Here is a 16,395-nt window from a genome sequence, read left to right as displayed (position 1 = left end):
CAATCCCAGATCGAGGCCTACGACGCCTGGAACTGGGAGCAGCGCGTGGAAGAGACCCTGCAACGCCTGCACCTGGACCCCGAGGCCATCGTCGGCACGCTCTCGGGTGGCACCAAGAAGCGCGTGGCACTGGCGCAGGCGCTGGTCGCACGCCCCGACGTGCTGCTGCTCGATGAGCCCACCAACCACCTGGACCTGGATTCCATCGAATGGCTGGAAGACCTGCTGCTCGACTTTCCGGGCAGCGTGGTCACGATCACCCATGACCGGGCCTTCCTGGACCGGGTCGCCACCCGCATCGTGGAGCTGGACCGGGGGCAACTGCGCTCCTACCCCGGCAACTTTGCCCAATACATGGTGCAAAAGGAAGACCAGCTCGCGCAGGAGGCTGTGATCTCCGCCAAGGCCGACAAGCTGCTGGCCCAGGAGGAAGTGTGGATTCGGCGCGGTGTGGAAGCCCGGCGCACCCGCAGCCAGAGCCGCATCACCCGCCTGCAGGATTTGCGTGCGCGCCGCGAGGCGCGCCGTGATGTCGTGGGCAGCGTGCGCATGGACGTGGCCACGGGCAGCGGCAATGGCTACCAAGGCAAGATCGTGGCCGAGCTCACCAACGTGAGCAAGTCTTTCGGCGACCGGACCATCGTGAGCAACTTCACCGGCACCATCCTGCGTGGTGACAAGGTGGGCCTGATCGGCCCCAACGGCGCGGGCAAGACCACGCTGCTGAAGATGATCCTCGGTGAGCTGGCGCCGGACACGGGTGACATCCGCCAGGGCGCCAACCTGCAGGTAGCCTACTTCGACCAGATGCGCCATGCCGTGAACCTGGACGCGACGCTGGAAGACTTCATCAGCCCCGGCAGCGAGTGGATCGAGATCGGCAACCAGCGCAAGCACGTCAAGAGCTACCTGAGCGACTTCCTGTTCTCGCCCGCACGCGCGCATTCGCCTGTGAGATCACTCTCGGGCGGTGAACGCAACCGCCTGCTGCTGGCGCGCCTGTTCGCGCGGCCGGCCAACGTGCTGGTGCTCGACGAGCCGACCAACGACCTGGACATCGACACGCTGGACCTGCTGGAAGAACTGCTGGAGAACTACGACGGCACGGTGTTCCTGGTGAGCCATGACCGGACCTTCCTGGACAATGTGGTGACCAGCACCATCGCCTCCGAAGGCAATGGCCTGTGGCGCGAGTACGAGGGCGGCGTGCAGGACTGGCTGCTGCAGTCGCGCCGCAGCCGCGCGGCCGCTGCGGCCGCAGCCCCGGCGGCAGGCACCAAGACCACCGCCCCCAAGGACGCCGCCCCTGCTGCTGCCCCCTCCAAGACGGAGCAGACCTCGCGCAAGAAGCTGTCGTACAAGGAGCAGCGTGAGCTGGACAGCCTGCCTGATCGGATCGCTGCCCTGGAAAAGGAGCAGGCGGAAATACAGGCAGTGCTGGCCGATGGCAGCGTCTACGCCACCGATGGCGCCAAGGCGGCCAAACTCACCGCCCGCGCTGGCGAGATCGACGAGGAACTGATGGCGGCACTGGAGCGCTGGACGGCCCTGTCGGCCTGACCGACCCGAATGAACCGGTGGGGTGTGCCCCACCGATTGGCGCAAGGCTCGCGCCCGGGTCAGATCCGATGGTGCAGCCGGTCGGTCGCGCCACGCAGGCGCGCAACCAGCGCGGGCGCAATCTGGCCCAGCGGCAGCACTTCGTCGGCTGCGCCATGGGCGATGGCCTCGCGCGGCATGCCGAAGACGATGCAGGTGGCCTCGTCCTGCACGTAGTTGTAGCTGCCTGCGTCCTTCATCTCGCGCATGGCGGCCGCGCCATCGTTGCCCATGCCGGTGAGCATGATGCCGAAGGCATTGCGCCCCACCACGGCAGCAGCGGACTTGAACAGCACCTCGACCGAAGGCTTGTGGCGATTGACCGGCGGGCCGTCGTCCACCACGGCCACGTAGTTGGCACCGCTGCGCGCCACATGGAACTGCGTGCCCCCCGGCGCGATGTAGGCATGCCCGGGCAGGATGCGCTCGCCGTTCACGGCTTCCTTGACCGTGATCTGGCACAATCCGTTGAGCCGGGCCGCGAAGCTGGTGGTGAAGCCCGGCGGCATGTGCTGGGTGATCACGATGCCCGGAGAATCGGCAGGCATGTGCACCAGCACTTCCTTGATGGCTTCGGTGCCGCCCGTGGAGGCGCCGATGCAGATCAGCTTTTCGGTGGACAAGCGGCCCAGCAAGGTGGTCGGCGCCGCAGGGGTGGCCGTGCCCGCACCGGACCCATGGGACGCGGACGAAGCCTCGCGCGGCGCGGCGCGGCGCACCTGGGCCACGGCGGCCACGCGGATCTTGTCCACGATCTGGGTCGCCAGGTCGTTGAGGCCGCTGGCCAGGCCCACCCGGGGCTTGGCCACGAAATCGATGGCGCCGAGCTCCAGCGCCTTCATGGTCACCTCGGCCCCGCGCTCGGTCAGCGTGGAGATCATCACCACCGGCATGGGCCGCAGGCGCATCAGCCGACCCAGGAAGTCGATGCCATCCATGCGCGGCATCTCGACGTCTAGGGTGATCACGTCCGGGTTCAGTTCCCGGATCATCTCGCGCGCCACCAAGGGGTCGTTGGCCGTGCCGATGCACTCCATGTCCCGTTGCCGGTTGATGATCTCCGACAGCAGACTGCGGACCAGCGCCGAATCGTCCACCACGATCACCCGGATTTTCCTGCTCATTGTTCTCTCAGGCTTTCTTCGTCATCTTCAGTCAAAACAGATCCACGGAGCCACCCGAAGTGCTCTTGGCCACCGTCGCGGCATTTCCACGCACTTCCTGCTCGACCAGGGTTTCGGGGTGGGCGTGGGCCAGGCGCTTGACCATGGCCTTGCCCGTCACCGGGAAGAACACCACCTTGCGCGGATAGATGTCCAGCACGTCTTCGGACACGATGGGAATGCGCTCCGTGTGCAGGTAGTTCAGCACGAAGGTGGTGTTGCGTTCACCCACGTTCATGGTGGTGAAATTGTGCATCACCTGCGCCCCGCCAAAAATCTTGGCCTGCATGGTTTCGCGCCGAGCGCCGAGCTTGAGCATCTCGTTGATGAGCAATTCCATCGCGTACGAGCCGTAGCGGCCCGAGGCATCCGCCAGGTCGCCATCGGGCAGCATGAAGTGGTTCATGCCGCCGATATGGGCCCGGCTGTCCCACAGGCAGGCCGCAATGCACGAACCCAGTACCGTCATGATGACCATGCTCTCATCGGCCACGAAATACTCGCCGGGCAGCACCTTCACGGCGTTGTGCTGGAAATGGTGGTCCAGGTAGAAGAAGGATGCCTCGCCGGGCTTCCTGGCGCGGGCCTTGAGCTCATTGAGCGAGGATTCGCGCGGCGCCGCACTGGACGCATAGATGTCCGCGCTCAGCGGCGCAATGCGCGGAGCACGCCGGCGCTCCGGCGCTCCGGGCGCAGCCGGGGCGGCACCAGGCGTGAAGGTGTTGGGCTGGTTATTGGTCATGGAGCTGCTTGGAACAAGTTCCTACGGGCGAACAGAGGGGCGGATCACCGGCGTTCATAGACCGTCTTGCCACGCAGGGTGAAGAGATCGCGGGACTCGCTGAAGTTCTCCGCGTGCCCCACAAACAGCATGCCACCGGGCTTGAGCACGCGGTGGATACGCTCGAGCACCTTGCGCTGCGTGGGCGCATCGAAGTAGATCATCACGTTGCGGCAGAACACCACGTCAAAAGGCTCCTTGAAGGGCCAGTCGTCGCGGATGAGGTTCACGCTCATGAACTCGATCGCACGACGCAGCTCGGGCTTGGCCCGCACCATGCCATCGTTGCCGCCCTTGCCCTTCAAAAAGAACTTCTGCAGCCGCTCCGGGCCCAGGCCCTTGAGGTTGTCGAGCCGGTAGACGCCCTGGCCCGCAGTGGCCAACACCTTCGAGTCGATGTCGCTGGCCGTGAGCTTGAAGGAGGCGTTGGCCCCGAGCGCCTCGAAGGCCGTCATGACGATGGAGTATGGCTCTTCACCAGTAGAGGCCGCGTTGCACCACACCTTCCAGGGCGTGTTGGTCGGCTTGCTGCGCAGCAGCGTGGCAAAGATCTCGAAGTGGTGCTGTTCGCGGAAGAAGGCCGTGAGGTTGGTCGTGAGGGCGTTCACGAACTCCTGCCACTCGGGACCGTCGTGCTTCTCCAGCCAGCCCAGGTACTCGTGGAAACTGTTGTACCCCGTGTCGCGCAAGCGGCGCGAAAGCCGGCTGTAGACCATGGCGTGCTTGCCATCGTGCAGGCTGATGCCGGCACGCTGGTAGATCAGCGACTGCACCCGCGCAAAGTCGGCGTTGGTCCATACGAACTCACGCCCCTGCGCGAGCGGGCCCGACGGGGCGGGAGCGCTGGCGGCAGCTGCGGCGGCAGCACGCGCGCCGGCCGAGGAAACACTGGTGGTCTGGGGCATCATTTTGATCATCCGCTCGGAAGTCCATTTCGCTCCAAAAGGCCTGCAGACCCTCGCCTGCAGTTTGGCTTGCGGCCACCCACCTGGCTGACCGTGGCGTTACTCCGCCGCCGTCACCAACCCCATGTCCACGCTGGACATCAGCTTCTCGATGTCCAGCAGGATCAGCATGCGCTCACCCACCGACCCCAGCCCCAGGATGCAGCTGTTGTCGATGGCGCTTTCGATGTCGGGCGCGGACCGGATGCTCTCGGGCGTGAGTTCCATCACGTCGCTCACCGAGTCCACCACGATGCCCACAACGCGGTTGCGCAGGTTCAGGATGATGACCACCGTGAAGCTGTTGTAGTCCGCCTGTGCGCAGTTGAACTTCAGGCGCATGTCCACGATGGGCACGATGGTGCCGCGCAGGTTGACCACGCCCTTGATGAATTCCGGCGCGTTGGCAATGCGCGTCGGCGGCTCGTAGCCCCGGATTTCCTGAACCTTCAGGATGTCGATGCCGTACTCTTCCTGGTCCAGCCGGAACGTCAGGTACTCGCGCGCGCCGCTCGGCGCGCTATCGGCAGTCTTGCCCATCACACTCATGGTGAGTTCTCCTTGTTAGCAGTGCAGGTGCATTCCATGAACGAACGCATCGCACCCGAATCAGTGGCGGGCCCGGCGCACCAGGCCGCCCGTGTCCAGAATCAATGCCACCGTGCCATCGCCGAGGATGGTGGCGCCCGAAACATTGGGAACCTTGCGGTAGTTGGTCTCCAGGTTCTTCACCACCACCTGGTGCTGACCCAGCAGCTCGTCGACCAGCAGCGCCACGCGGCTGCCGTCGGCCTCCACCACCACCATGATGTTGCTCGACTTGTTGAGGTCGAAGCGCGGCACCTGGAAGATCTTCTCGAGCGCGATGACGGGCATGTACTCGTCGCGCACCTTGACCAGCTGCGAGCCCTGGGCCACGGTGCTGACGTCGTCGGAATTGACCTGGAAGGACTCGACCACCGAGGACAGCGGCAGGATGTAGACCTCCTCGCCCACGCCCACCGACATGCCATCCATGATGGCCAGGGTGAGCGGCAGGCGCACCGACACCTTCATGCCATAGCCTTCGGCGGAGTCCACCTCGACCGAACCGTTCAGGGCCGCGATATTGCGCTTGACCACGTCCATGCCCACACCGCGGCCCGATACGTCGGTGACCTCGTCGGCGGTGGAGAAGCCGGGCGCGAAGATCAGCTGCCACACTTCGGCATCGCTCATCTGGTCGGAGACATCCAGGCCCCGCTCCTGTGCCTTGCGCAGGATCTTCTCGCGCGACAGGCCACGGCCGTCGTCGCGCACCTCGATGACGATGGAGCCGCCCTGGTGCGATGCCGACAGGGTGATGGTGCCCAGCTCGGGCTTGCCCTTGGCCAGCCGCTCGGCGGGCATCTCGATGCCATGGTCGCAGCTGTTGCGCACCAGGTGGGTCAGCGGGTCGGTGATCTTCTCGACCAGACCCTTGTCCAGCTCGGTGGCTTCGCCCAGCGTGACCAGCTCGACCTTCTTGCCCAGCTTGTTGGCCAGGTCGCGCAGCATGCGCGGGAAGCGGCTGAACACGATGGACATGGGGATCATGCGGATCGACATCACCGATTCCTGCAGATCCCGCGTATTGCGGTCCAGGTCGGCCAGGCCGGCCAGCAGCTGCTGGTAGGCGCCGGCGTCCAGTCCACGGCTGTTCTGGGCCAGCATGGCCTGGGTGATCACGAGCTCGCCCACCAGGTTGATGAGCTGGTCCACCTTGTTGACCGCCACGCGGATGGTCGTGGATTCCATCTGGGCCTGGGCCGCTGCCTTGGGCTCGGCAGCCGCAGCCGCCTTCGCCGATGGCTTGGCGGCTGCGCTGGCAGCTGGCGCGGCGCTCGGTGCGCCTGGAGCGTCCGAGAAGAAGCCGTAGGACACGTCCGCGCCGCCCGAAGGGGGCTCGATCTCGTGCACCGCATGGTCGGGATCGACTTCGGCGGCTGCAGCGGGCTCTTCGTCACCGTCGCTGAAGCGCACCTGCTCCTTGGAGACGTGGAAGGCGAACAAGTCGAGCAGGTCGTCGGTGGACGAGGTGGTTTCCACCGCGAACACGCGCACACCGGCCTGCACGCTGGGCAGGTCGCTGATGGAGCCCAGGCCGGGGATGTCGCGGAACAGCTCCTTGATGGTGTCGGCCTGCTCGGTCTTTTCCAGCGGACCGATGTGGATCTGCAGCTTGCGCAGCTGCCCGGGCACATGGGCCTTGGGGGCTGGGGCGGCAGCGACCGGCGCGGGCGCCGGAGCTGGGGCGGCAGCGGGGGCTGGAGCGTCGTCGGGGACCACGCCCGCCGCCAGTTCGCTGATGCGCTTGACCAGGGAGGTGGTGGACACGGCCTCGCCCTGCCCGCCCGCCTGGTGGCGCGCCAGCAGGCTGCGCGAGGCGTCGGACGATTCCAGCAGCACATCGACCATCTGCGGGATGGGCTGCAGCTCGTGGCGGCGCAGCCGGTCGAGCAGGGATTCCATCTGGTGCGTGAGTTCGGCCACGTCGGAGAAGCCGAACGTGGCGGCCCCGCCCTTGATCGAATGCGCGCAACGGAAGATGCCGTTGAGCTCTTCGTCGTTGGCAGCGCTCAGGTCCAGGTCGAGCAGCATCTGCTCCATCTGGTCCAGGTTCTCGCCAGCTTCTTCAAAAAAGATCTGGTAGAACTGGCTCAGGTCAAAGTCAGCACCGCCGGCCCCTGATCCCTCTTGATAGCTTTCAGCCATAGTCGGCTCCTTTATACGTGGTGGCGCCCGTGCATCCGCTTCAACGGATCACCTTCTGGATGACCTCGATCAAGCGGTTGGGGTCGAACGGCTTGACCAGCCAACCGGTGGCACCGGCCGACCGCCCCGCCTGCTTCATCTGGTCACTCGATTCGGTGGTCAGGATCAGGATGGGAATGGTCTTGAACTTGGGGTGCTCGCGCAACTTGCGCGTGAGGCCTATGCCATCGAGCCGGGGCATGTTCTGGTCGGCCAGCACCAGATGGATGTCGTGGCTTTCGGCCTTTTCCAGGGCATCTTGCCCATCCACCGCCTCCACCACGTGGTAGCCCGCACCGGTGAGGGTGAAGGACACCATTTTCCGCATGGACGGTGAATCATCTACGGCAAGTATCGATTGCATTTAGGACTCCAACTGACTTGAATATATAGGTGAACCGGCGATGCCAACTTCAAAATAGGTCAATGGATCCGGCATCCATCTCGCTTTGCGTAACGGGATTGGGCCGATCCGGTGCCATTTCGGCAAACGGCGCAGCCTCCTCACCCTCCTCGTGCCCCATGGCCTCGGACGCCAGCCGGAACGCGCAGCCCTGCAGGACCTTGGTGGTGTGCCAGATGAGCTGCGAGGCCATGTCCTGGAACTGCAGTTCCGTGACGGCACTGCGCAGCGCGTCGCGGGCGGCCGCCAACTCGGGCGAATCTGCCACGAAGGCATCGTTCAGCACCGCATTGGCCTCACCAAAGCGCTCCAGCAGATTGTCCGTGGCATGGTTCAACAAGCCTTCCAGGCGATGCAGGTCGTGCATGACGACCAGCAAGGAATCCTGCAGTTCTGCTGCCACCATGACCGGAACCTGAACTGCCGGCCCAGTTGACGTTGATAGCGTAGATTGCATTGTTTCTCCGTAGCAACAAGCAGACCAGGGCCAGGGCCCCTGTCACAGGCGACCCGCGCTGCAGACCCCGCCAACCCTTGCAAAAACCCCGACATTGCGTTCTATTGGACGATAGCCTTCTCACCCACCCTACCGGGACAAACACCCTTGTTTGTTCCAATTTGTATCCTATGATAGCGCTCATATGGTCATGACAGTAGCAGGCCAGCCCTTACGCCTCCTGCACCTGGAGGATTCGCTGGCAGACCATGTTCTGGCCAAGCTCACTTTGCAGCGTGCCAGGCTCGATTGCACCCTCCAGCAGGTCGATACCCTGCAGGATTTCTGCGATCGCACCCAAAGCGAGGCCTTTGATTTGATCCTTGCAGACTACAGACTGCAAGGATTCACTGCGCTAGATGCATGGGCGCATGTGGCTAAATTAGCAACACCTGTGCCCTTTGTGTTGCTGTCCGGGGCGATTGGCGAGGCCGCTGCCGTGGACGCGATGCGCCTGGGCTTTTCCGACTACCTGCTCAAGGACGACATTTCCCGCCTGCCACACGTGGTCACCCGGGCCATCGAGGTGCACCAGGCGCGCCAGGATCGCGAGCGCGCAGTGGCCGAACTGGCGGCCTCCCAGCAGCGCCTGGCGGAACTCACCGAGCACCTGCAGACCTCCATCGAGCAGGAGCGTGCCTCCATCGCGCGCGAGATCCATGACGATATCGGCGGCTCGCTGACCGCCGTGCGCGTGGACCTGGCCTGGATCGGACGGCATGCGCAAGACCGGGCGACGCAGGACCACCTCTCCAGCGCCTCGGACATGTTGCAACACGCCATCGGTGCCAGCCAGCGCATCATGATGAACCTGCGCCCCCCGATCCTGGAGGAGCAGGGGCTGGTGGCGGCCGTCCAGTGGCTGGCGGCAGGCTTCGAGCGCCGCAGCGCGGTGCGCACCCAGGTCGTGGCCAGTGGCGAAGTGATCGATGTGCCCAGCGACATCCGGCTGGTGGCCTATCGGACGGCACAGGAAGCGCTGACCAACATCGCCAAGTACGCCCAGGCCAGCAAGGTGCATATTGAGCTGTCCGACCATGAGGGGGTGCTGACCGTGGAGATCGCCGACGATGGCTGCGGCTTCGATGTGGCACAGCTGGCGGACAAGCCCAAGGCCTTCGGAATCAAGGGCCTGCACGAGCGGGCGCGCACCGTGGGCGGCTGGCTTGATGTCAGCACCCAGCCGGGCAAGGGGACTTGCCTCACACTGTCGGTACCGCTGGCCGCATCGGACCAGCCCGCCAACCCAGGAGATGTCTGGTGATCAACGTCGTTCTGTGCGATGACCATGCCGTGCTCAGGCGCGGCATACGCGATACCCTCACCGAGGCCACGGACATCAAGGTGACCGGGGAGGCGGGTGGCTACGCCGAGCTGCGCGAGGTGCTGCGCACTGCCCCCTGTGACGTGCTGCTGCTCGACCTGAACATGCCCGGCCGCGGTGGCCTGGAGGTGCTGGCCACGCTGCGCGAAACGCATTCCACCATCAAGGTGCTGGTGGTATCGATGTACCCGGAAGACCAGTACGCACTGCGCTGCCTCAAGGCCGGTGCCCAGGGCTATGCCAACAAGGCTTCCGATCCGGCGGAACTGATCAACGCAGTGCGGGTGGTGGTGCAGGGCCGCAAGTACCTGACGGCCGAAGTGGCACAGATGCTGGCCGAAAGCCTGGCCCAGCCGGTGCTGGAGAGCCCGCACGCCACCCTGTCCGAGCGCGAATTGCAGACGCTGATCAAGATCGCCTCGGGCCGGCGCCTGGCCGACATTGCCGAAGAGCTGATGCTCAGCCCCAAGACGGTGAGCGTGTACCGCTCACGCGTGCTCGAAAAGCTCAAGCTCTCCAACAATGCCGAACTTACCGTCTACGCCATCCGCAACGAGCTGGTGTGACGCGAATAGACGCTGCCACTACCTCTGGCTCGAAAACAGATCGATGGATTGCTGCATCAGCGTGAGGATGGGCTGCTCCAGCATGGGCAGGGTGGCCGCGATTCCCAGCAGGCCCACGGTGAGCGTGACCGGAAAGCCGACCGCATAGATGTTCATCTGCGGCGCCACGCGCGAGATGATGCCCATGGCCAGGTTGACGAACAGCAGCAGCGCGATCATGGGCAGGGCGATCCACAGCGCGCTGGAGAACAGCGACGAGCCCAGCTCGTACAGCCGCATCTGGCCGATGGCCTGTAGGAAGTTGCCGTTCACGGGAAAGCGGTCGAAGCTCTTGACCACGGCCATGATGACCATCAGGTGGCCGTTGATGACGATGAACAGCAGCGTGGCCATGTGCCCGAAGAAACGCGCCACGGCACTCACCTGGCCATTGCTGGCAGGGTCGAAGAAGGAGGCGAAGTTCAGGCCCATCTGCAGGCCGATCATTTCACCGGCCAGCTCCACCGAGGCGAACACCAGGCGCACCGAGAACCCGATGGCCAGGCCCACGGCCACCTGCTGGGCCACGGCACCCAGCGCTTCGCGCCCATTGATGTCGATCATCGGCTGGCTGGGCAGCACGGCCTGGGCCGAGACTGCCACGAGGAAGGCCAGCCCGATCTTCACACGCATGGGAATCGCGCGCATGGAAAACACCGGCGCCACGGAAAACATCGCCAGCACCCGCAGAAACGGCCACAGGATGGGCGATATCCAGGCCACCAACTGGGCCTCGGTGAAGGTGATCACGCGAGGGGCCGGGCTAGCCGACCACCGAGGGAATCGACTCGATGGTCCGGCGGATGTAGTCGACCAGGGTGCTGATCATCCAGGGCCCGGCGATCGCGAACACCACCATCGCGGCAATCAGCTTGGGCACGAAAGCCAGGGTCGCCTCGTGGATCTGCGTCACGGCCTGGAAGATGCTGACCACCAGGCCCACGGCCATGACCACGCCGAGCACGGGCATGGCGATCATCAGCAGCAGCGTGAGGGCGTCGCGCCCCATGGTGAGAACCATCTGTGAAGTCATGGCATTTCTCCAGGGCTAGGTGGCAAAACTGGCGGCCAGCGAGCCAATCAGCAGGTTCCAGCCATCGGCCAGCACGAACAGCATGAGTTTGAACGGCAGCGCAACCAGCACCGGCGACAGCATCATCATGCCCAGGGACATGAGGATGCTGGAGACCACCATGTCGATCACCAGGAAGGGGATGAAGATCATGAACCCGATCTGGAACGCGGACTTGAGCTCGCTGGTCACGAAGGCCGGTACCAGCACGCGCAGCGGCGCGGTCTCGGCTGTCACCTCGGGGGCCAGCCGCGCCAGGCGCGCGAACAGCGCAAAGTCCGACTGCCGGGTCTGTTTGAGCATGAACTCGCGCATGGGCACCTCGGCCCGCTCCACAGCCTGCTCGAACGTGATGGCGTTGGTGGTGTAGGGCACGTAGGCTTCCTGGTGCACCCGGTCGAACGTGGGTCCCATGACGAAGAAGGTCAGGAACAGCGACAGGCCGATGATCACCTGGTTGGGCGGTGCCGACTGCGTTCCGATGGCCTGGCGCAGCAGCGACAGCACGATGACGATGCGCGTGAAGCCCGTCATCAGCAGCAGGATGGCCGGCAGGAAAGACAGCGCCGTGAAGAACAGCAGCGTCTGGATCGGCACGGAATAGCTCGATCCGCCGCTGCCGGAACCTATCAGCACGGGCAGCGACCCCGGAGCCGCTGGCGTGGCACCCGTCTGCGCCAGTGCCGGCACCTGCCAGGCCAGGAGACCGAGGGCGGCCAGCGCGGCAATCCACGCCGTGGCGCGGGGCGGCGATGCGGGGCGTGCCCACTCAGACATGTGGATCCTTGCGTGCCTCGGCGGCAGCCATTTCACGGGCAAAGGCCGAAGCCTCCGGCACCACCACCGGCAATGCAGCCGAAGTGGCCGTGGCAGACGGAGCGGCCAGCACATGCAGGCAACTGACCTGCTGCGCCGTGACGCCCAGCACCAGCCAGGTGCGCGCGCCCTCGGGGCCCACCTCCACGGTGACCACCCGCTGCTGGGGCCCCACCGCCACCGCCGACAGCACGCGCGATGCGGCGCCGGCCGGCAGGCCGCCTGCGGCATGGTGCTGCTGCAGGCGCTTGATGAGCCAGGGCAGGCAGGCCATGGCCCCCACGAACAGGACGACGATGACCAGGGTCTGGGTCATCCCCATGGCATTGCCCCCGTCACCCACGGCTCACGCGCCGCAGCCGCTCCGAAGGCGTCACCACGTCGGTCAGGCGAATACCGAACTTGTCGTTCACCACCACCACCTCGCCCTGGGCGATCAGGTAGCCGTTGACGAGCACGTCCATGGGTTCGCCAGCCAGCGCATCGAGTTCGACGACCGAGCCCTGCGCCAGTTGCAGGATGTACTTGATCGGCACCTTGGTGCGCCCCAGCTCCACGGACAGCTGCACGGGAATGTCCAGCACCATGTTGATGTCGTTGACGGTGCCATCACTGTTGCCCGACGATGACGGGCGCACCGCATCGCCGGACAGGGGGCCGCCCTGCTCCGCATCGCCGGGCTTGTCGTCCGAGCTCTTTTGCTCTTCGAGCGCCTCGGCCCAGCCTGCAAACGGGTCCTCGGCGGCACCGTCCTTGTTGTCGTCTTCAGTTGACATCTTTTTCTCCCAGCCAGCTCATGTCCGAATTGCGCAAACACTCTTCGATACGGATGGCATATTTCGAATTGTGGGTCCCATACTGGCACTCGAAAATGGGAACACCGCCGATCGACGCGCGGATGCGCGGCTCCCGGTCGAGCTCGATGAAATCACCGGGTTTCATCGCCAGCAATTGCTCCACGGTGGCATCGGCCTTGGCCAACTCGGCCACCAGCACCACCTCGGCCGCCTGGATCTCGCGTGTCAGCACCCGCACCCAACGCCGGTCCACCTCGATGGAGTCGCCCTGCGTCGAGGAGTACAGCACGTCCCGGATGGGCTCCAGCGTGGCGTAGGGCATGCAGATGTGGATGGCGCCCGACAGGTCGCCGATTTCCAGCTGGAACGCGGTGGAGACCACGATTTCGCTGGGCGTGGCGATGTTGGCGAACTGCGGCTGCATCTCCGAGCGCTGGTAGTCGAGCTCCAGCGGGTAGATGCCCTGCCAGGCCTTCTTATACTCGGCGCAGATCACGTCGACCAGCCGGTTGATCACGCGCTGCTCGGTGGGCGAGAAATCACGCCCCTCGATACGGGTCTGGAACTTGCCGACCCCGCCGTACAGCGTGTCGATGATGCCGAACACCAGGGACGGCTCGCAGACGATCAGGCCGCTGCCGCGCAGCGGGCGGATGGCGACGATGTTGAAGTTGGTGGGTACTGCGAGTTCACGCAGGAACGCGCTGTAGCGCTGCACCGACACGGTGCCCACCGAAATCTCGGGGCTGCGGCGGATGAAATTGAACAGGCCGATGCGGAAGTTGCGCGCAAACCGCTCGTTGACGATTTCCATCGTCGGCATGCGGCCGCGAACGATGCGCTCCTGGCTCGAGATGTCGTAGTTGCGTACGGATCCCGACTCGGCCACTTCCTCGACGGACTTCTGGCTCTCGCCAGTGACGCCTTCGAGAAGGGCATCAACCTCTTCCTGCGATAGGAATGAATCACTCATGGCAGGATTGTCCTTGCGTCACTGGATGATGAAGCTGGAGAAAAGAATGCCTTGTACCGGATTCCTCGGCGGCTTGCGCACCGGGCGATCCTCTTCTTCGTCCTCTTCCTCGGCTGACGCGGCGCGTTTGGGTCGCTCGCGCGGCACGGTGAAACCAAGCGGGCGTGAAACCTCGCGCAGAATGTCCTTGGCGAGCTTTTCCTTTCCTTCGCGCAGCAGCAGCTCCCCCGAAGTGCGCTGGGATATCAGCAGCAGAACACTGCTGCGGATGGAGGGCAGGTACAGCTTGATCTGCTCGGCCGTCTTGGCGTCGGCCACTTCGACGGTGATGCCGATCTGCGCGAACCGGTCCCCCCCTGGGTCGGCCAGGTTGACCACCATGTTCTCGAACGGCAGGAAGGTCGGTGGCGCCTTGGCCGACATCTCTTGGGCCCCGGCTGCCGCTGCACCGCCTTCTTCGTCGTCGGCGTTCTTCTTCTTGGCCAGGAGGAAGAAGGCCGCAGCGCCTGCAATGCCCAGCACGAGCACCAGAGCGACCACGATGATCAGCATCTTCTTGCTTTTGGGCTTCTCCTTGGCCGGAGCGGCAGCATTGGCAGACACGTGGCAGGTTCCTTAGGTGGGATTCGGTGGTGGCATCTCGCCGGGAACGGCATCGCGCCGGCAGACGCTTCGCATTGTGGCGCAGCTGCCCTCCCAATAATAGCCAGAATACACCCCTTAACAGGGTGTTGACGTGGGCAATTGCCGTGCCGTGCGGGCAAGCTGCATGCCGCCGCCACCCGCCCTGGCCGTCACGGTCTTACACGAAGACGTCCACGGCGCCGTTGCGCGTGCCGCTGCCCGCCAGCCGCTGGCTGACATCCGTGGGGCCCGATGCCAGCACCTGGGCCTGCTGCCCATCGCCCGAGCGGTTGCGCTGCTGCCCGGCATCGCCGGCCATGGCGCCCTGGCCTGCCGATGTGCCCACGGTCATGCCCGACAGGACCAGGCCCTCGCCGCGCAGCAGTTCGCTGAGCTGTGCCATGCTCTGGTCCAGCATCTCGCGGGTGTGCTCCTGGTCGCTGCGGAAAGTGACATGGGCCTCGTTGCCGGACAGGGCCACCGTCACGGCCAGGGGCTGGCCGTCGCGGTTCAGGGTGAGCTCGGCATTCTGGGTCTTCTGGTTGGCCCAGTAGGTGACCTGCTCGGCCAACAGTTCTTCGGCGCCGGTCTGCGCCAGCTCCTCGAAGCCGGCCGTGCCCGAGGCACCGTCCACCGCGAAGGAGGGCTCGGCCCCGCCTTCGCCCAGGCCTCCCGAGCCGCCATGCCGGGACGACTCGCCGCCGCCTCCCGCATCCGCGCTGCGGGCACCGGTTGCGCCCACGGCCGCCAGCGGATCCTGGCCGGCCAGCAGCGGGGCATCGATCCCGGCGCCTGCACCTTCGCCGGCAGAGCGGTGCAGGCCCGTGCCGCCAAGCTGCTCGCGCACCGAGGCGCCGACCGTGGTCGACAGCGCCGACAGATCCGCCGAGGAGGCGGCCCCTGCCTGCTTCGCATCGCCGCCCAGGGCGGAGCGCGCAGACCAGGCCTCGGCAGCGCCGCCGGCTCCGCCCAACGCCGCATCGCTGGCGCCACGCTGCAGGGCAGCACTGTGCAGGCGCGAGAACTGGCGGCCAAACCCCAAGGTGGCGGTGGGCTGGGGCAGGCCGTCCTGTGCGCCGCCATCGAGCGCCGCCGTCTGCGAGACCAGGCCATCGGTCGTTGGCAGGCCCTGGGCGGCCAGAAGGCGGCCGCTGAGGGCTGCCGCACTGTCTGCCAGTCCGGCCATATCCGCTGGCAGGGTGCCCGGGGCGCCGCGCTGCCCGAAGCCGACGGTGGTCAGGCCGTCCGCGCCCGCCAGGCCTTTGGGCTGCTGGGCCGCACTGTCTCCGGCAACCAGTGCCTGCCAGCCCACCAGGGTGGAGGGATCGACGGTCTGCACCAGCACACTGGCGGCATCGGTGGCCTCCGGCATGGCGGCCAGCGGATCACCGCCCTCGGCCAGTTCGGGGTCCTGTGCAGCCAGCAGCGACAGAAAGCTGCCTGGCTGCGCTGCGGCACCTTCGTCCGTCACGCCTTTTTGCTGTGCGGGGGCGCGCGTGCGCGCAGCCTGGGCAGAGGAAGTACCCTGCGGGGTGGATATGCGAGCCTGTTCCATGGTCAATTTCTCCTGCCCTATCGGTCCTGAACCCTGCGGCTGTATTGCATCGCAGCGCGTTCATCGGTTTGTTTCTGTTCCATGCGGGCCTGGGCCTGCTCCAGTTCGCGCCGCCGCTGTTCGACCACCTTGCGCAGGCTGGCCAGGCGCCGCTCGGCCTCCATCAGGCCGCGCCGTGCGTTCTCGACCCGCGCGCCCTGGTCGCCCACCACGCTGGTCTGCAGGCCCGCCGCATGCCCCAGGCGGTCCATGAACTGGTAGTGGTGGTACATCACCTCGGGCTGCACCTGCGTATCGGCCTGCATGCCCCAGCGCTGCTCCGTCTCGCGCGCATAGTCCTGCAACTGGTTGAGCTGGGCCTGGGCGGCCTGCTGCACGGCCAGGGCTTCCTGCAGCACGTGGCGTGCCTCGTCCCGCTTGCGCGAGGCGATCTCCACGGCAACGATGAGGGCACTGAGGACGGACATGGCG

At 65.6% G+C, this 16,395-nt stretch carries 20 protein-coding genes (1 of these 20 cut by a window edge); 3 read left to right on the top strand and 17 right to left on the bottom strand.

The window, feature by feature from the left end:
* Positions 1 to 1,560 carry the 3' portion of an ATP-binding cassette domain-containing protein gene (locus tag U5N23_RS03470; protein ID WP_322591451.1) on the top strand. It extends 339 nt beyond the left edge of the window, so the window shows 1,560 of its 1,899 coding nt (coding positions 340–1,899); its start codon lies beyond the left edge, outside the window; it ends in the stop codon at positions 1,558 to 1,560.
* A 59-nt stretch (positions 1,561 to 1,619) separates the two neighbouring features.
* Here U5N23_RS03470 and U5N23_RS03465 read toward each other — a convergent pair whose 3' ends face one another.
* From U5N23_RS03465 to U5N23_RS03430, 8 genes are all read right to left on the bottom strand, one after another.
* Positions 1,620 to 2,723 (bottom strand): chemotaxis response regulator protein-glutamate methylesterase, encoded by a 1,104-nt coding sequence (locus U5N23_RS03465; RefSeq protein ID WP_322591450.1) that lies wholly within the window; start codon positions 2,721 to 2,723, stop codon positions 1,620 to 1,622.
* A gap of 31 nt (positions 2,724 to 2,754) precedes the next feature.
* Complete coding sequence (gene cheD, locus U5N23_RS03460; protein WP_322591449.1) at positions 2,755 to 3,504, bottom strand: chemoreceptor glutamine deamidase CheD; 750 nt, start codon at positions 3,502 to 3,504, stop codon at positions 2,755 to 2,757.
* A gap of 44 nt (positions 3,505 to 3,548) precedes the next feature.
* The gene (locus U5N23_RS03455; RefSeq protein WP_416208567.1) at positions 3,549 to 4,448 is read right to left on the bottom strand and encodes a CheR family methyltransferase; all 900 of its coding nucleotides are present in this window, start codon (positions 4,446 to 4,448) and stop codon (positions 3,549 to 3,551) included.
* A gap of 99 nt (positions 4,449 to 4,547) precedes the next feature.
* A complete protein-coding gene (locus tag U5N23_RS03450; RefSeq protein WP_322591447.1) occupies positions 4,548 to 5,036 on the bottom strand; it encodes a chemotaxis protein CheW in 489 nt (162 codons plus the stop codon).
* Between the two features lie 60 nt (positions 5,037 to 5,096).
* Positions 5,097 to 7,220 carry a chemotaxis protein CheW gene (locus U5N23_RS03445; RefSeq protein WP_322591446.1) on the bottom strand — a complete coding sequence of 708 codons (2,124 nt, stop codon included), beginning with the start codon at positions 7,218 to 7,220 and terminating at the stop codon, positions 5,097 to 5,099.
* 40 nt (positions 7,221 to 7,260) lie between these two features.
* On the bottom strand, positions 7,261 to 7,623 hold the full coding sequence (locus U5N23_RS03440; protein ID WP_007853722.1) for a response regulator: 363 nt from the start codon (positions 7,621 to 7,623) through the stop codon (positions 7,261 to 7,263).
* Between the two features lie 49 nt (positions 7,624 to 7,672).
* Entirely contained in the window at positions 7,673 to 8,119 is a 447-nt protein-coding gene (locus tag U5N23_RS03435; RefSeq protein ID WP_184860608.1) for a hypothetical protein, read from the bottom strand.
* A 211-nt stretch (positions 8,120 to 8,330) separates the two neighbouring features.
* Entirely contained in the window at positions 8,331 to 8,501 is a 171-nt protein-coding gene (locus U5N23_RS03430; protein ID WP_322591510.1) for a hypothetical protein, read from the bottom strand.
* On the opposite strand from U5N23_RS03430, the gene U5N23_RS03425 reads away from it, so the two are divergent.
* Both U5N23_RS03425 and U5N23_RS03420 read left to right on the top strand, forming a co-directional pair.
* Entirely contained in the window at positions 8,433 to 9,422 is a 990-nt protein-coding gene (locus U5N23_RS03425; protein WP_322591505.1) for an ATP-binding protein, read from the top strand. The genes U5N23_RS03430 and U5N23_RS03425 overlap by 69 nt on opposite strands.
* Positions 9,419 to 10,048 (top strand): response regulator, encoded by a 630-nt coding sequence (locus U5N23_RS03420; RefSeq protein ID WP_322591445.1) that lies wholly within the window; start codon positions 9,419 to 9,421, stop codon positions 10,046 to 10,048. The genes U5N23_RS03425 and U5N23_RS03420 overlap by 4 nt, the downstream gene beginning before the upstream one ends.
* Before the next feature lie 18 nt (positions 10,049 to 10,066).
* On the opposite strand, the gene fliR is transcribed toward U5N23_RS03420, so the two are convergent.
* The 9 genes from fliR to fliJ all read right to left on the bottom strand — a co-directional run bounded on the left by fliR (position 10,067) and on the right by fliJ (position 16,391).
* Positions 10,067 to 10,837: a flagellar biosynthetic protein FliR gene (gene fliR, locus U5N23_RS03415; protein ID WP_322591444.1), complete on the bottom strand. Its 771-nt coding sequence runs from the start codon at positions 10,835 to 10,837 to the stop codon at positions 10,067 to 10,069.
* Positions 10,838 to 10,850: 13 nt separating this feature from the next.
* Positions 10,851 to 11,120: a flagellar biosynthesis protein FliQ gene (fliQ, locus tag U5N23_RS03410; RefSeq protein WP_007853732.1), complete on the bottom strand. Its 270-nt coding sequence runs from the start codon at positions 11,118 to 11,120 to the stop codon at positions 10,851 to 10,853.
* 15 nt (positions 11,121 to 11,135) lie between these two features.
* Positions 11,136 to 11,936 (bottom strand): flagellar type III secretion system pore protein FliP, encoded by an 801-nt coding sequence (gene fliP, locus U5N23_RS03405; protein ID WP_322591443.1) that lies wholly within the window; start codon positions 11,934 to 11,936, stop codon positions 11,136 to 11,138.
* Positions 11,929 to 12,291, bottom strand: a complete 363-nt coding sequence (locus tag U5N23_RS03400) for a flagellar biosynthetic protein FliO (protein ID WP_322591442.1) — start codon at positions 12,289 to 12,291, stop codon at positions 11,929 to 11,931. The genes fliP and U5N23_RS03400 overlap by 8 nt, the downstream gene beginning before the upstream one ends.
* 19 nt (positions 12,292 to 12,310) lie before the next feature.
* Positions 12,311 to 12,751, bottom strand: a complete 441-nt coding sequence (gene fliN / locus U5N23_RS03395) for a flagellar motor switch protein FliN (protein WP_322591441.1) — start codon at positions 12,749 to 12,751, stop codon at positions 12,311 to 12,313.
* The gene (fliM, locus tag U5N23_RS03390) at positions 12,741 to 13,745 is read right to left on the bottom strand and encodes a flagellar motor switch protein FliM (protein WP_007853747.1); all 1,005 of its coding nucleotides are present in this window, start codon (positions 13,743 to 13,745) and stop codon (positions 12,741 to 12,743) included. Before fliM ends, fliN begins: the two co-directional genes overlap by 11 nt.
* A gap of 18 nt (positions 13,746 to 13,763) precedes the next feature.
* The gene (locus U5N23_RS03385; protein ID WP_322591440.1) at positions 13,764 to 14,348 is read right to left on the bottom strand and encodes a flagellar basal body-associated FliL family protein; all 585 of its coding nucleotides are present in this window, start codon (positions 14,346 to 14,348) and stop codon (positions 13,764 to 13,766) included.
* Between the two features lie 199 nt (positions 14,349 to 14,547).
* Positions 14,548 to 15,924, bottom strand: coding sequence for a flagellar hook-length control protein FliK (locus U5N23_RS03380; RefSeq protein ID WP_322591439.1), 1,377 nt, complete (start codon positions 15,922 to 15,924; stop codon positions 14,548 to 14,550).
* Between the two features lie 17 nt (positions 15,925 to 15,941).
* The gene (gene fliJ / locus U5N23_RS03375) at positions 15,942 to 16,391 is read right to left on the bottom strand and encodes a flagellar export protein FliJ (RefSeq protein ID WP_322591438.1); all 450 of its coding nucleotides are present in this window, start codon (positions 16,389 to 16,391) and stop codon (positions 15,942 to 15,944) included.
* Between the last annotated feature and the right edge of the window lie 4 nt (positions 16,392 to 16,395).

This window comes from Acidovorax sp. (genome assembly GCF_034519795.1).
Lineage (GTDB): Bacteria > Pseudomonadota > Gammaproteobacteria > Burkholderiales > Burkholderiaceae_C > Acidovorax.
This window is presented reverse-complemented; position numbering and strand designations above follow the sequence as displayed.